Raw genomic sequence first — 16,039 nt, 5'->3', positions numbered from 1 at the left:
TTAGGACAATACTATGAGTCAATCCCCCGATTCTAACTCCTCTGTTGTGAATAAGTTATTCCAGGTAATTAAGCGTCCCTCAACTCTAATAGTTACGGGAAGCGTCATTGTTGTCAGTATGGTTACTTACACAACAGGTCGTATTTGGTTACAGAGAAACTTACCAACTTGGTTGGAAACGGAACTCAATAAAACCTTAAATCGTCCAGTAGAGATTAGCAAGGTTAGTAATTTAAGCTTAAATCGTCTGACTGTAGAAGGAGTATTAATACCAGAAACAGAGTCAGATCCAGATACCTTGAGTATTGCTTTAATAGATATTAAATATAATATTCTCCCGTTATTAATTAGACGTCCTTTAGACGCACAAGTTAGCATAGTAGATTTAGAAGCATATATAGCAGAAGATGAACCTGGGAAATGGTTAGAATTAGAATTACCTCCACAACCAGAAAGTACATCTACAGAATCACCTTTAGAAAAACTACCCATCAAATTAGATATTGGTTTAGAGATAGATAATGGGGTTATTCAATTACAACCTCTAACCACTCAAGAATTATTAGTTATTGAAATTGATGGTAACGGAAGATATCGTAAAACAGAACAACAGCTTATAGACTATGATTTTAATACAAATATAGGCAATGGCAGTCTAAATATCACAGGTAATAGTAACTTAGATAATGGTCAAACTCAAGTACAAATTAAGAGCGATCCTTTAAATTTAGTACCAATTTTTAGCCTGATTCCTAATAGGTTTTTTACTATAGATACAGGAGAATTTCAAGCTAATCTTGAAGCCAATATAGCACCCATAGATAATCTAGAACAAACTAGAGGACAGGGGACAATTAATCTCAATAATCTGCGAGGAAGAATTGATAGTAATCAAGAGACGATTAGTGCAGATTTAGACTTAATCTGGTCAGAACAAACTATCGCTATACAACAAGCACAAGTAAATTTAGGACAATTACAAGGAGAATTAACAGGAGAAATAAACTGGCAACAAGGATATCAGTTACAATTAAATCTAGATAGTATAGATCTAGCAGAATTAGTTGAGAGTTTTCAGTTAGAATTACCAATAGCGATCGCTGGTCAACTTAATAGTCAAATTAACATCAACGGTGCGTTAGATAATCCTGAGTTTACAGGTATTTTAAATAATATTACTCCAATTAGTATTGATAAAATTAGTCTTAGTCAACTTAATGGGAACTTGAGTGGAGATCTCAACCAAGTTAATATTGACAATCTCACCTTAGAACCTACTGTAGGAGGAAAAGTCGAACTGACAGGACAATTAAACCCAGTTTGGTCAGAAACACCCCTAGATTGGCGTCAAATAGCCGTTTTAGCTAATATTAGTGGTGACCTACCCCTAGAAAAATTAATTGAACCTTATTATCAACTACCTGTAGAGGTATCTTTAGATAAATTTCAGACAGTAGGAGTTGTCCAGGGTACATTAGGTAATCCTGCGGGTAAATTGCAATGGTTATTAAGTAATGCAGATCCCACCATTCAAGGACAAGGTGAGGTTCTTTTACAAGACCAAGTTATTAATATTTATAACACATTTATTGATATTAATGAAGGTAATGTAGAAGTCAACGCGATCGCTTCTCTTGATTCACAAACTTGGAATGCGCAAATTGATAGTCAAAATATTGTTTTAACACCTTTTTTACCGACAAATCTTCCTCTAGAGTCAGTTAGACTGAATAACGCTGAAATGGAATTAGCAGGTAATTTCAGTTTAGAAAAAATTGATGATTGGTCTGGTTTAGCTCAACTTAATCTAGATGTTAATCAAGGTAATATTAATGTAGATACTCAACTTAATCAAGGAACATTAAATACTCAATTACAAGCAAGACAGATTAATGTTTATCCTGAAGTTAACCTCAATCAAGCTCAAGCTAATCTCTCACTCCCTCTAGATTTACTATTAAATACTCAAAATATCAATAAAGATACCTTAGAAACTATCCAAGGAGAAATCCAAGCTAATGTTAATATTAACAATCAAGGAGAATTAAACACTAATACTCTCATTAATCAAGGTAATTGGAGTACAATTATTAATGCTAACCAATTGCAACTTAGTAATTTTAACTCATTACTTACCCAACCTGTTAACGCTCAAGTACAATTAGAAGGAGAATTAGAATATCTTTTTCAGGAAAATATCATCATTCCGATTGCTGTTAATCAAGCAGATCTAGCTTTAGGAGAGAATTATTTAAATAGTCAAGGACAAGTACAATTATCACTCAGAAACAATCAACCAGAAATAGATTTAGTCGATCTTAATCTTAATGCTTTAGTTAATTTAGCAGAAATCCCCCTAGAAACTATTTTAGACCAGGTTAATTTACCTGTTGTCTTAACACCTAGTGATATTGATTTAACTGGTAAAGCTAATTTTAGTGGTAATTTATTAGCAGAACAATTACTCAGCAATCCTTTAGAAAATCTTAGTCTAATTGGAGAGTTACAAGTTGCTAATCTTAACCTAAATCAAAGACAATTTGAACCAGAGTTAATAGGCTCGTTGATAGTGAATCCCGAGCAAAATATTAGTCTTGATTTAAGAGGAAATAGAGACATAATTGCTGCTAGTTTAGAGCCTTGTACTAGAGAAGATTGTCGTTTACCCTATTTACCCACAGGTTATCAATTGCGTCAAGGTCAAGATTCAGAAGCTATTATTGTTTCAGGGATACGTCAAGGAGACGAATTAGTTAGCGAAGTTAAAAATTTTCCTCTAAGTATATTTAATTTAGCTCCAGGGGAAAGTTTTGGCATACCAGGTATAATTGATGGTATAGTTACCGCAGATTTAGTTATTAATTTATATAATTTTGCTACCAATGGAGAGTTAAAAGTAGCCCAACCTTCTTTAGGTTATTTAGAAACAGAAGCTTTAGAGGCTAAATTTGCTTATGATTCTCAAGCATCTCAAGCACAATTAATTGATAGTTCTTTTAGATTTAAAAATACAGAATATAACCTTCAAGCTAATTTAGACCTAGATTCGGGAGCTATTCAAGGTGAATTAGACTTAAATCAAAACAATATTGCTGATATTTTTCAGTTATTACAATGGTCAAATGTCAATGATGTTTTACGATTGATTAATCCTCCTGTCTATACCAGCGCTGCAAACGTTCAACCTAACAATCTAGGTAATTCTCTAGCAACTATAGCTGAACAGGTAAACTTATTATGGTTTGTAGAACAAAAAATCAAAATAGCTAATCAACAAATTAGACAGGGTAATTATCCTCTAGAATTAGATATCACAGGTCAATATGGTGGTCAAATTCTGCTCAAGGGTACACTTACTCAACCTGAAGTTAACTTTACTTTTCAGGGGGAAGATTGGCAATGGCGAACTAAACCTGGGGTGTTAACTGTAGTTGACCAACTAGGGTTGGTGTGGTCAAATCAAGAAATGATTGAAATCCCTGAAGTACTTTTAGCTGGTAATTTCTCTAATGGTATATTAAATGTTGAACCCATACGCCTACAAGTCGAGAATAGCATAGTTAATGTCCAAGGTACTTTTGCTTTAGATCAGACACAAAAATCTGAGTTTTCTGTAGAGAATTTATCTCTAGATTTAATTAATGAATTTGTTAATTTACCTTTACCATTAACGGGTTTAATTAATGTCAATGGTACTTTAACGGGTAATTTAAATGCACCTATTGTCTTAGGAGAGGTGACGATACTAGATACTGCTTTAAATGGTCAAGATCTTGTTCCTGAGTTAAGAGGAGAATTTAGCTATGATCCTACCACTACTGCTGAGTTTCGGACAACTTATCCTGAAATAATTCAACTAGAAGCTAATATCCCTTCACCAACTAGTGAAACGGGTAAGGGAATCGCTACGGTTGATTTACAGTTGACTCGTGAGGTTTTTAGGTTATTACAAGTTGTAACCGCAGGACAGTTAAGTTGGACCGATGGTGAGGGGATGTTAAATATTAACGCTAGTTTACCTCTAGACTGGTCTGAGCCTTTGGAGTTAACGTCATTATTAGAAGCTTTAGAAATTACGGGTAATCTGACTCTAGACAATGCTCTAATTGATAATAGCATTATTGATGCTCAATTATATCTTCAAGGTGAAGTACAATTTGAAAATCAATTACTGAAGGTAGAGGATTTAACTGCGACTTTAGCTGATACTGAGATTGCTATTGTGGGTGTTTTTCCTTTGGTTAAACCAATAGGCCCTAATCATCGCGATGCTAATAATCCTTTAACCCTTGATATTCAAGAGGGAAATGTTGATCTAACCAACCTCTATCAAGGTAAGATTGACGGTAATATTGTTTTAACTGGAACAGCTTTAAATCCTGTTATCGGTGGAGAACTAATTCTGACTAATGGTAGGGTGTTTATACCTGAAGCTCAAGAAGAAGAACAAGCACCTTCAGATCTAGCAGAAAATTTATTAGGTCCAGTCGAAGAGGTTGAGCCACCCTTTAAGATTGGGTTGACTGATTTTAATGTCCAACTAGATAATGTCAATTTAACTCAGTTTTCTTTGTATCGCTTTACTTTTGGAGGAGATTTAATTCTTAATGGAGAATTACTCCAATTGCCAGATTTAGAAGCAGATGGGTTAATTACCCTTACCCGAGGCGAAGTAACTTTTGTTGATACCCAATTTATTTTATCTCGTCGTCAGACTAGCACTTTGGAGTTTAAGGGTGATCAGGGTTTATTTAATCCTGATTTGAATATTTACATGGAAACCGCTGTCTCTGAGATTCCTAGTGAAGGGAGACAATCTACTCTTAATGAAATTAGAGATGATATTTTGTCTCAAAGAAGTAACCGTATTCAGGTTAATATATCCATTGAAGGACGTGCTAATCAAATCATTCCTCAGTTAGCTAGAGATCCGGCGATCGCCTGTCGCTTAAGACCTGCGGCAACCCCTCCTATTAACCCTGATCCTGTTTCTGAGGAGATGTTGGCACAGTTATCAACTTGTGTACAGTTAACGAGTATCGCTGAAAGTGGTCAACGTAATAATGATCTGTTAAATTCTCCTAACGTTAATTTAAGTAGTAGTCCTCCTCGTCCTAAATCAGAAATTATCGATCTTCTAGCTGGTCAATTTTTGGGATTAGCTGAGATTTTACAAAATAGTAGCGGGGGAGAGTTACTAGAATTAGGAGTAGATCAATTTATTATTGGTCCAGTGTTTCGAGATAGTATTTTTGCTGTTGAACAGTTTGTAGGTAAAGGTGGTAAACGTGTGGGTTTAAATGACCTGCGTATCTATCCTGTGGTTGAAAATGTCTTTCAAATTAGTAATCAGTCTTCTGTCAGACTTACCTATGATTATTTCTCTACCGAGGGACAGCTTAGATATGAATTTGGTTTTTAATTCATGAGTTCGCAATTCCGAATCAAGAATGGCTCCCCTGCTCCCCTTCTCCCCACACTCCCCCTCTTCCGCCTATGATCTAGCTTGGTTGCTGAGTTAAGAGATTAAAGTTACTATAGAATGATTAGAAATACCTTTAGATAATCTAGAGTTATTTTTGAGGATCTTATAAAATGAACTAGAGTGAAGCAATAATATGGTAAAAAGAAGCTTTGGCGTGATTGGCTTAGCCGTAATGGGAGAAAACCTAGCCCTCAACGTAGAAAGTCGAGGGTTTCCCATCGCCGTCTATAATCGAACTTCTGCTAAAACAGAAACCTTTATGAGCGAAAGAGGACAAGGGAAAGACATTAAAGCTGCTTATTCTTTAGAAGAATTTGTTAACAGTTTAGAACGTCCCCGTCAAATCCTGGTAATGGTAAAAGCAGGAGGTCCTGTAGATGGAGTAATTCAACAACTTAAACCTCTTCTTGAAGAAGGAGATATGATTATCGATGGTGGTAACTCTCTCTATGAAGACACAGAAAGACGTACCCAAGAATTAGAAGCCTCCGGATTAGGTTTTGTCGGTATGGGAGTCAGTGGCGGTGAAGAAGGGGCGTTAAATGGTCCTTCCTTGATGCCTGGAGGTACAGAAGCTGCTTATCAAGAATTAGAGCCAATTTTAACTAAAATCGCTGCTCAAGTAGATGACGGTCCTTGTGTGACCTTTATCGGACCTGGAGGGGCGGGTCATTATGTAAAAATGGTACACAATGGCATTGAATACGGCGATATGCAGTTAATCGCTGAAGCTTACGATATCCTGAAAAATGTTCTAGGATTGACTAATCAAGAGTTAGGAGAAGTATTTACTCAATGGAACGAAACTGACGAGTTAAACTCCTTTTTAATCGAGATTAGCGCCGATATCTTTAAATACGTCGAACCCGACACAGGTAAAGAGTTAATAGACTTTATCTTAGACTCAGCAGGACAAAAAGGTACAGGACGTTGGACTGTAGTTAGTTCTCTAGAATTAGGTGTCCCCATTCCTACTATGTACGCTGCGGTTAACGCTCGGGTTATATCTGGATATAAAGAGGAAAGATTAGCAGCAGCTAAAGAGTTAACAGGACCTGTAGTTAAAGCTTATTCAGGAGATAAACAAGAGTTCATCGCTAAGGTTAGAGATGCTCTCTACTGCTCAAAAATGTGCTCTTACGCTCAAGGTATGGCTCTATTGAGTAAAGCTTCTCAAGAATATAACTATAACCTTAATCTAGGGGAAATCGCCCGTATCTGGAAGGGAGGTTGTATCATTAGAGCAGGATTTTTAGATAAGATTAAATCAGCTTTTAGTGATAACCCTGAGTTACCTAACTTATTGTTAGCTCCTGAGTTTAAACAGTCTATTCTCGATCGACAACAAGCTTGGCGAGACGTTTTAGTGGTTTCTAATCAATCTGGTATCGCTGTACCCGCTTTTAGTGCTTCTCTAGATTACTTTGATAGCTACAGACGCGATCGCCTTCCTCAAAATCTTACCCAGGCTCAACGGGATTATTTTGGCGCACATACTTATGAGCGTATTGACAAACCCAGAGGTGAGTTTTTCCACACTCAGTGGACATAAGAGTTTATACCCCCAACTTTTCAGGTTGGGGATATTTCGATAAAAGTAACAAAATACTAACCTAAAGTAACTTTAGTAATAAATTCGTCTAACTTACTATCAATTTGATTTAACTGCTCCTCAATTTCTTCTAATTCTGTGATTTTTTGAGCTACATTAGCTTCTCCTTTTTGCTTTTCAATCAAGACAGAATTAACCTGGTCGCGAATACTTTGAATTTCCTTTTCTAAACCCTTATCTATATTTGTTTGAAATTCCCGTAATTTGTCAACTATAGAATCAGCAATTTGAGAAGATTGTTCATAATTAGCGTTACGTAATTGCTTAATATATTCTTTAGCAACTGCTTCTTTTACCTTATTGTTGGTGGATTGCATTTTAAACAATCCCTGTACTAAACCACCCCCCATTAATAAGGGAACTAAAACCCAAGGACTAGTCAAACCTAATAAAAGTGCTCCAAATGCTAAAGCTATTTGAGGTATGATACTTTTTAACATTTCTTGGTATCCAAATACCGCTCCAACCGCTGCGCTACCAAAACCACCTATCACAAAACCACCAGCTGTAGCTAAAATTCTTTCTATTGCTGAGACTTTTCTTTCTGAATCAGCTACATTAGAGATATTAAAACTACCAGGAGCGATTGTTAATCGTAAATTATCGACGTTTTCGATAAATTTTTCAGTTTTTGTATCGAGTTCCAACATAAGACTTTCTAGCCTTTGTTTAATCATTGGCTCTAAGTTTTTACTTTGCCAATCACCCAATTCTTGTTCAATTTGCTGGGCAAAATATTCAGTAATCTCTGTAGCTACTCGTTCAATTTGCTTAGTTAAGAGTTCAAATTTAAAAAATTCTATTGGCTCTTTAACTTCATAATTTGCTATCCATTCATTAATCTTAACATCAGCTAATTGTACATAAAATTCTTGTGCTTGTCCTCTCACAGCTAAGCGCATATCTTCAAGAAAATTATTAATGCGACTAACAATTTGTTTACGTTGTAGCTCTAATTGTTCTAGAGGTTTTTGAGCTTCAGCAAAACGTTGTTCAAGGGTTTTAATATCAGTTCTCAGCAGATTGCGTCGCTCTGGTAAGATTCGGCGTGCTTCTTGAAGAGAACGTCTTAACTCCATGGCAGGACGTAATAATTTAACTTTCCCTCGTTCATTTATTAAAAATTCTTGTAAGTCATTTTCTAGGGGAATAATTCCTGATTTTTCTAACTCTTCTTCATCTTCATCTAACCGAGCTTCTAAAGCTTTTAAAGCGCTAATAAAAAAGACTCTTCTTTCACCTTTTTTTGTTAATGGGGCTAAGCGAGAAATACCATATTCTTTCAAGTCTGCTTGTTCTTTCTTGCGAATTGAATCAAAGCGATTACAGACAAAAAAGATATCTTCATGACCTGCTTTTCTCAAAGTATTATTGATAACGTCTATTTCTGATTGAGCTGCTAAAGCTTCACAGGTTAACACAAATAAAATCGCATCAACCGTTGACAAGTAGTCCATCGTGACTTTCTGACGAATTTCGTTTTCATTCAATCCAGGAGAATCAATAATTTCTACACCATTTTGACATAAATCTAGTTGCCAAAAAATTTCCACTTTTTCATAAGGAGTGGTATTAATAGCTTCTCTTTGATCAAAACCATCTTTGATAACTACATAGTTTTCCACTTGGTCAATAGGAATTTCTTGAGCTGGTTTAACATAACCATTTTCATCAGAATTAAAGTGCAACACAGCACGGGGAACATTTCCCCATTTTATTTCATTAATAATTGCTGTACATGGTTTAGCGTAAGAAGGTAAGATTTCTTGACCTAAAAGAGCATTGATAAAAGTACTTTTACCTCTTTTAAACTCACCAACTACCAACACTTTAAAGTTATCAGATCTGACTCTTTCTTGAAGATTATTGAGGGTTTCAATCCAGCCTTTCATTTCTAAAACTTCAAGGAAACTGAGTTGTTGAACAATTAGTTTTTCGAGAATTTTGCGGTTGTGAAGAAAACTGCTGTATCCATTAGTATCTGTCATGATCAACTCCTGATTAATTAGTTATTGGTTTAGAGCGTTAATAATATTGGCTTGGACATCATTAATTTGTTTAACGATTCTTGTCCATTTTTCTATGTCTTGGGGAGAATTGGTTTTCTCAACCAAAGCTTGTTTACGTTGTTGCCATTGTTTTTTTGTTACCCAAGTTTCTTGAATAATTTGTCGATAAACATCGGTTAATCTTTGGGATATTTTTTGACAATACTGAGTAAAAGATAAAGTTATTTTAGACTCTAACTCTTGCTCTATTATTTCTTTTTGGTCTTCTCCTGTTCTATTCATTAGATCTTCCCCATATAACCAGATTCCTGTACTAGCAATAACCCCAATTGGACCTCCTAAAATATAGCCTCCAATAATGGCAGCGCTACTACCTAAACGAGTTAAAAGACGATATTTTTTTAAGTCTGTTAAAGATAATTCTTCTAGGTTATTGAGCAGCATATCACAATTATAATTACTGACGGGAAGGACTGTAGCCATTTCTGTGGCAAAATACTCAGTTACTTTAGTTTCTAACCAGGTATTATCTTCGGCTATTTTTTGAACAAGGGTATTTTCTAGGTTGCGAGAAAAATTAACTAGTTCTTTGCGTAAAATAAATTGTAAATCTTCTTCCCACCACAGTTTAGGATTAGATGTTTTCTTGAGTTGGAATTTAAGTATATCTAATAAATTATGCTTAAATTCTAAGATTTTTTGTTCGAAGTATCGATAATTTGTCATTCTTTTTTGTTCTAAATCTATTTCTAATTGTTGCCAATATATTTCCGCTTCTTGAATTGATTTTTTAATTTCATTGATTTCTTTTTGGCGGTTATCTTCTTCTAATGAATCCTGAGCAATTACTGCTTCTCCTAAACTTTTTAATTGAGTGCAATAATCTAACAACTGTGAAGCAATTTGACGACTACGCCATACTTTTCGTTCACCTTGATCAACCATTTGTTTTAAATAGTTCTTGATATTACCTATGGTATCTGTTGCTGATTGATTTGACTCAAGAGGATGTAATGGTAAAACAGGAATATTGGCGGAGATTTGGGCTAAACGGTTAGTGATATGGTTGAATACTGACTCTCTTTCTTGGCTTTCAATTAGATCTAGTTTAGAAATTACTACCAAAATACGAGGAACATGACGACCGATTATTTCTTCTTCCAAAAAATTAACTTCTGTTAAACTTAGTGGCATTGTGGCACTAATTACTAATATTACTGCGTCACACTGATTGAGCAAGTCAAAAATAATAGCTGCTCTTTGAGTATTTAAATCATTAGCTCCAGGAGTATCGATTAGTTCAACATCAAGTTTTTCTAACCAAGGATTGTTAATTTTCACCCTAATTTTAGCGAGATTATCTTCGGTAATATCTGTTGTTAATAATTCTGACCAAGATTCTTCGCTCAATGTTTTAGTTTTGACTGTTTGATTAGGCAAATAAAAATCAATTTTATTTTCTTGATCTGAACATATGGAGATTAAACAAGATGTGGTTGGCAAATTACCAACAGGTACAACATCTTCTCCTAATAAAGAATTGATTAAGTTACTTTTGCCTCGACTAAATTCACCTACAACTGCTAATCTAAAACCAGGTTGTAATAGTCGAAATTCATAATCATCTAATTCATTTAACAATCCTGGGATTTTCCCGGTATCAACTATCTGCTGTAATTCTTCAATCCATTCCTGTAAATAGATACTTAAATCTAAAGGTAGGGGTAAAGTTGATTCTTGATTAACGGCATTTTTCTCTGGTTGAGTATCAGTAATTATTTCTGTTTCTTGATTGGTAGTTTCGGTTTCATCCTCGGTTGAAAAATGGGGAGTTAACCATGTTTTGCTTTCAGGAATTAACAACCAGTAATAATCATAAATCTCTCTGGGTAATAATCCTAGGTAGTGAGGCGCTAGATTATCTAAAGGAAAAGGCTCTAAAAAGAAGGAGTCTAATAATTCAAAAAGTGTATTTTCTCTGTGCAGTTTAGTTTCATTATTTAGGGTTAAATTAGGCTCAGCAGGTTCAATATTAATAGTTTTGGGTTGATTGGCTTGCAATTCAATAATACTGTCATTCCAGCGTAAATCTTGTATTTGGACAACTATACCTTGGGGGACAACCCATTCAATCATTCCCCAAGGTGAATTAAATATTTGAGTACCGTCTTCGAGAGTCTGGCGAGTCACTAATAATGTTAAAATATGCCAATTATTATGTTTTTTAAAAGGAATAGGTACTAAAGGAATGGATTCCATGGTTACCCAATTTCTCAACTTAGGATCTTGGTGAATACTGTTAAGTAATCCTTTAACACCTATTGATTTATTGGCTAAAGATTGAGTGGTTATTTTTTTGAGCAATTCGGGATCTATTTTCATGATTAAACTTTCCTGATTTATTGATTTAAACTGTTACTAAACTAGGTGAGTTATGAGTAATAACTACATAATTACCAAAGTCATCCCAAGCATTAATAAAGTCCACAGCATCAACAACTTTCATTTGACCGTCAGAAGTACCACTATCATTAATAATGATTTTAATACTACCATCGGGAAGTTGGTCTATTCCTGTTACCCAAACTGCATGACCTGCGTCTAATTGTTCTAGAGGATTATCATTATTATCTCGCAGAGGTTGCCAAATTTCCTGAGCGTCTAGAGCTACAATTACTTTGTCACCGTTGGCTAAGGCTTCAGCGATATCATTAAGGTTCGCATTGTAATAGGATTCGGTGGATAAACCGAAACTATTGAGTATGTTATCCATGGATTCTAGCGTAGTACCAGAATGAGGGTCAAACCAACCATTAGCTTCAGCTATTTGACAAAGCTCACTTTCTAATACATCTAATCCTGTTAGGGATTGAAATACTCCCATTTGGGCAACTATTGCACAAGAATTTGAACCTTCTTGATATTGCCAAAATTGAGCATCTTCCCAAGGATTACCAACACCATTAAATTCAGCTATATCCCAACTTTCTTCATAGATAAAGTAATCTGGAGAATCTAAAAAGCTTTGTCCTAATTCTAAATCTAAGCTTAAATATTGTATTTCTTCGCTAAGATAATATTGTTCAGGGTAATCTATAGGTATTGATTCTAGTTCATCTAAATTCAAGTTTTCTTCCTGGATCAGCCAATCATCGATTAAATTAAAAATATTATCTAAAAACATTAGCTGTTTCTCCTTGCATTCTTTAAATTAATCTAGTTTTTTGTTGTTCTATTTGCTTTTTCCGTCTGGCAATTTCTTTTAAATATGTTTCGGTATTGATTTGCAATTCGTTTAACCGATTTAACTCTTCTTGTTGTTCCAATAGCATTATGTCAACTACACTCTTATATTTATTCATATATAAATCAATATGTTCCTCTAAAGAATTTATTAATTGGTAACCATGAGTAGTAATTTCATTTTGGATTTGTTTTTTTAAATCTTGAAAATAACTATTTAAACTTGGCTCTAATTTAAACCATAAATCATTTTTTCTTTCTTCTAAAGATGGTCCTAGCCACCGAGAAACTGAAGCACCAATTATTCCTCCTAAAAGTGCCCCTACCCCAGGTATTAAAATAGAGCCTATTATACCTACAGCAATACCTGTCATGACTCTACCTGCGGCTTCATTTTCTTGCTGGGTATGAAGTTCTTTCATTTCTGAAAAAATCTGACCTGTATCTTGAGCTAAAGCTTGACTAGTGATATGATTAGATACATTTAAAGTATTTCCTAATGCTTCGAGTTTTTTGTATTCTTGAGAAAATTCTTGTAAAAAGTTTTCTTGTGCTTTTTGGTGTTTATTGTTTAAATCATTAATTTGCGTTTCGATTATTCTTTGTAAGAGTGGTTGTCCTCCTCCAAGTATTGATTCTGCACCATTTTCTGTAAAAACTTTTAATTCATCCCAATCAGTAATAGTCAAAATTTCACGTTTAATTTGTTGTTTTTTTTGTTCTTGATATTCCAGTATTTTAGAATTGAGTTGATTTTGAGTTTGTTGGATAGCTTGCTCTATTTCAGAACGATATTTATTTTTATGTTCTGAAGTAAAATAGCCTAAGTCTTGAATAATATTATTTTTTAAGGCTAATTGACGATCTTCATAGGTTTGCCATTCTTGAGTTAAGTTGATTTCAAGTTGTTCTAGAATATTAGTTAATAGTCGCAGCAAATTTTCAGCAATAATAATTATTCTTTCTGAACGCAGTTTTTGGCTTAAAAAGTTTTCTAAATCCTGAAAACGATTTAACCAAATTTGTTCTTCTGATGAAATTTCGCTTTCTTCATCTAGGGTAAGTTGATCTAAAACAACTTGAGAAGATATTGGCAAAAGATCGGGATTGTCAAGACCTAACATGGTAGTGAGACGATTTTTTAAATCCTCGACTAAACTTTCCCTTTCTCTTTTCCTAATATTATCCATTTTAGTGACTACAAAAATACATCTATGTAAGAAAGGACGTAGAGAAGTATCTAAGAAGTTAGCTAGACTTTGAGATAAAGGGGTGGTTGCGGGAATGATAATTACTGCTGCATCTGCTATATCGGCGATCGTTTGTTTTGTAATAGTTCCGTGTTCTACATTGATAGCATTAGTTCCTGGAGTGTCAATAATAACAGTTCCTTCTTTCAGAAAGTTAGCAGGATGGCTAATTGTTAGATTATTGATTTTTGCTGTGAGATGATTATCGCTAGTCAAGAGATGAATTAATTCTCTTATTGTTATTTTTTGTATATTTAAAGCAGTAATAGTAATGAGTTTTGAATTTTCAAATGTTTTTAATTTCCATTCCTTGCCATTTAAATTTAAAATAGTTTTAAGTACCAAATGTTTTCCAAATCTTATTTCTGTAGCTACAGCAGTGGTTACTAAAGCTGATGTTTTTAACAATTCATCTCTTAGCAAAGCATTGATAAAACTACTTTTACCACTAGAAAATTCTCCCACTACAGCTAAATAAAAGTTAGGATCTAGACTCCGATTCTTAATTTTCTTAACTTGGTTCAGAATGGTTAATTTATCTGCTTGAACAACTAAGTTACTACTGACAATTTTTTCAATAAAGTCCAGATGTTCATCACAACAGGTTAAAGCTTGTAACTTTTCGTGATATTCTATAGCAAAAGTTGATTTAAGCATAATAATAATCTCTTGCAAAAGTAAAAATAAAATCAGTTAAGCTAGAAAAACAATTAGTTTCTAACACTGTTCCCTATTCCCTATAAAAAGTTTTCTGACTTAATGCAAGAAGTATAATTAAAAAGGGCTTAGTGAACTAAATCAGGACAAGGTGATGTGGACCAGCACCTTTACCACCATTGCACCTGATCAATTTTTCAGAGCTGTGGTCAGTAATTAGTAATTAGATACCTGCTGTTTAATTTTTTTATTACTCTTACATATTACATTACAAGTTTAATCATCTTAGATTTATTTATATTTTTTTAATATTTTTCGGTAATTTAATTAATGTTTAGGATTTAATAAGTACTATAGCACTACGTGCAAGGCTCTCTTGCACTCATGCACTCAGGCAAAAGTAGATTAGTACTCGGTTTCATAACTTTAAAATGTCAAACACCGCGCGGAAAGTAATGCTATATTTAAGATTTCTACAGAGTTACGCTGCGCTTCACTCTGAAATTTTACTCTCTTCTGCCTAGAATAAATTAAGGGAAGATTTAACTATACATGCTTTAGATCTTCCCTTATTTGGCTTATTTCTCTAATCACTGTTTGACGGAAAAATAACCTCAGCAAGATCTTTAGCAGCAAGACAATTAGTTAAGGCGTCTTCTCCACTAATCCCTGTATTTTGGTTACTGATACCGACAACACATTGAGCATAACGTCTAGGTAAAAGACTCTTACGACAATTATCAACAATCATATTAGCAGAGGTAACGGTGATGCTGCGATCGATATTTCTGACGCAGGTAGCTAATTCCCGAGGACGTCGTACTTGATAACAATTTTGTAGTGCTTCTTCGGGATTGATTCCTGTCTGTTGGTTAATGCGTTGGACACAAAATCCTAAATCAGCAGGAACAAGAGCTTGAGAACAAGCTATACTAGCGGATTGAGAGTCAATACCTGTACCTACTAAATTTCTGGTACAAGAGTTATAGGGATTAGCTAATACAGAACCAGAGGGTAAACTAGCACAGAGTAGGGTGAGACTAATAGTATATTGTAGTAAATTTTTCATTGATTTATTTTCTAAGAGTTCAAGCTTTAACATTGTGAACGAGAAGTATCCATGGCTTAACAGCCATAGCGTGAAAACAAGCAGTATTTTTATTTTTATGCCATTATAGTTTATCCCTTAACCTATACATCAGTTAGCTACCAAATTAGGGGAAAAAATCTTGGACTTGACTAATGAATTTCGGTAGTAAAGGAGAAGTAAGTTCATCAGGGGTAAAGAAAGTCCCAGCTAAGATTAATTTACCTTGTTGACGACGATAAACCTCTACTTGCTTCCCAAAGCGATCTACTAACCAATATTCTTGTACACCCTGTACTGAATATAATTTCAGTTTAAGTCGGCGATCGCGTCTTTCGTTTTCTTTTCCAGGAGAAAGTACTTCAATTACTAATTCTGGTGCGGCGGTTAAATGACCTTGTTCGTCCTCTATTACTGCTAATCTTTCCTTACTAACCCAGATTAGATCAGGAATCACACTATCAGTATCACTAAAAATAATTCCTGGACTAATAATTGTTTCTCCTCAACCACTTTTTCGTGACCCTAGTTCTAATTGAGTGGCAATTTTTACGATTATTTGCTGATGAAAACGATGGGGACTTCGACTCACTAGCAATTCTCCCGCAATAATTTCATAGTTTATACCTTCGGTATTGGGAAACAATTCTAAATCTTCATTTGTCCAGAAATTATTTACTTGAGTTTCTGTCATAA

7 protein-coding genes and 1 pseudogene are annotated in these 16,039 nt (G+C 34.5%); 2 read left to right on the top strand and 6 right to left on the bottom strand.

The annotated features are described in order from the left end of the window. Window positions 1–13 precede the first annotated feature (13 nt). Window positions 14–5,422 (top strand): hypothetical protein, encoded by a 5,409-nt coding sequence (locus tag EA365_06815; protein TVQ45917.1) that lies wholly within the window; start codon window positions 14–16, stop codon window positions 5,420–5,422. Window positions 5,423–5,618: 196 nt separating this feature from the next. After that, window positions 5,619–7,037 carry a decarboxylating NADP(+)-dependent phosphogluconate dehydrogenase gene (gene gnd / locus EA365_06810; GenBank protein ID TVQ45916.1) on the top strand — a complete coding sequence of 473 codons (1,419 nt, stop codon included), beginning with the start codon at window positions 5,619–5,621 and terminating at the stop codon, window positions 7,035–7,037. A gap of 56 nt (window positions 7,038–7,093) precedes the next feature. Here gnd and EA365_06805 read toward each other — a convergent pair whose 3' ends face one another. The 6 genes and pseudogenes from EA365_06805 to EA365_06780 form a co-directional block, all read right to left on the bottom strand. Continuing rightward, window positions 7,094–9,085, bottom strand: a complete 1,992-nt coding sequence (locus tag EA365_06805; protein ID TVQ45915.1) for a GTP-binding protein — start codon at window positions 9,083–9,085, stop codon at window positions 7,094–7,096. 21 nt (window positions 9,086–9,106) lie between these two features. Continuing rightward, window positions 9,107–11,488 carry a GTPase gene (locus EA365_06800; protein TVQ45914.1) on the bottom strand — a complete coding sequence of 794 codons (2,382 nt, stop codon included), beginning with the start codon at window positions 11,486–11,488 and terminating at the stop codon, window positions 9,107–9,109. Window positions 11,489–11,513: 25 nt separating this feature from the next. After that, window positions 11,514–12,290 (bottom strand): hypothetical protein, encoded by a 777-nt coding sequence (locus EA365_06795; protein ID TVQ45913.1) that lies wholly within the window; start codon window positions 12,288–12,290, stop codon window positions 11,514–11,516. Window positions 12,291–12,312: 22 nt separating this feature from the next. Continuing rightward, window positions 12,313–14,256: a Dynamin family protein gene (locus tag EA365_06790; GenBank protein TVQ45912.1), complete on the bottom strand. Its 1,944-nt coding sequence runs from the start codon at window positions 14,254–14,256 to the stop codon at window positions 12,313–12,315. 586 nt (window positions 14,257–14,842) lie between these two features. Then, window positions 14,843–15,358, bottom strand: coding sequence for a hypothetical protein (locus EA365_06785; protein TVQ45911.1), 516 nt, complete (start codon window positions 15,356–15,358; stop codon window positions 14,843–14,845). A gap of 112 nt (window positions 15,359–15,470) precedes the next feature. Further along, window positions 15,471–16,037 (bottom strand): annotated as a pseudogene (locus EA365_06780) (Uma2 family endonuclease). Window positions 16,038–16,039 lie beyond the last annotated feature (2 nt).

The sequence above is a fragment of the Gloeocapsa sp. DLM2.Bin57 genome (genome assembly GCA_007693955.1).
Taxonomy (GTDB): domain Bacteria; phylum Cyanobacteriota; class Cyanobacteriia; order Cyanobacteriales; family Gloeocapsaceae; genus Gloeocapsa.
This window is presented reverse-complemented; position numbering and strand designations above follow the sequence as displayed.

Coding starts and splice junctions, on each gene's coding strand:
- EA365_06785 (TVQ45911.1), bottom strand. CDS start 15,358: ATGTTAAAGCTTGAACTCTTAGAAAATAAATCAATGAAAAATTTACTA.
- EA365_06795 (TVQ45913.1), bottom strand. CDS start 12,290: ATGTTTTTAGATAATATTTTTAATTTAATCGATGATTGGCTGATCCAG.
- gnd (TVQ45916.1), top strand. CDS start 5,619: ATGGTAAAAAGAAGCTTTGGCGTGATTGGCTTAGCCGTAATGGGAGAA.
- EA365_06800 (TVQ45914.1), bottom strand. CDS start 11,488: ATGAAAATAGATCCCGAATTGCTCAAAAAAATAACCACTCAATCTTTA.
- EA365_06815 (TVQ45917.1), top strand. CDS start 14: ATGAGTCAATCCCCCGATTCTAACTCCTCTGTTGTGAATAAGTTATTC.
- EA365_06805 (TVQ45915.1), bottom strand. CDS start 9,085: ATGACAGATACTAATGGATACAGCAGTTTTCTTCACAACCGCAAAATT.
- EA365_06790 (TVQ45912.1), bottom strand. CDS start 14,256: ATGCTTAAATCAACTTTTGCTATAGAATATCACGAAAAGTTACAAGCT.